The sequence below is a fragment of the Flavobacterium sp. EDS genome (genome assembly GCF_020991525.1).
Lineage (GTDB): Bacteria > Bacteroidota > Bacteroidia > Flavobacteriales > Flavobacteriaceae > Flavobacterium.
On the sequence record NZ_JAJMOZ010000068.1, the window covers coordinates 1 to 309 of the forward strand.

The following is a 309-nucleotide window of genomic DNA, read 5'->3' on the forward strand; positions in this document are numbered from 1 at the left end:
ACTTACTTTAGTATACGTTACCGTTCCAGCACAATTATCAGTAGCAACTGGAGCATTCGCTTGTGCAGTTGTTAATCCAGCAGTATCGCTACATTCAAGAGTAACATCAAGCGCAGTTGGAGCCGTTGTCCATGCTGGTGCAGTCGTATCTTGAATAGTAATTACTTGTGTAAATACAGTTGATATATTAGTACAAACATCAGTAGCTGTCCAGGTATTAGTATATGTTCCAGAGTTTATACAGTTGCCTTGGGCAAAAGTTCCACTTACTTTAGTATATGTTACTGTTCCATCACAATTATCAGTAGC

General features: G+C 38.8%; 1 protein-coding gene. It reads right to left on the reverse strand.

The features are described 5' to 3' along the window. On the reverse strand, window positions 1–309 hold a 309-nt coding region (locus LPB87_RS20715; protein WP_230729237.1), incomplete at both ends, for a hypothetical protein.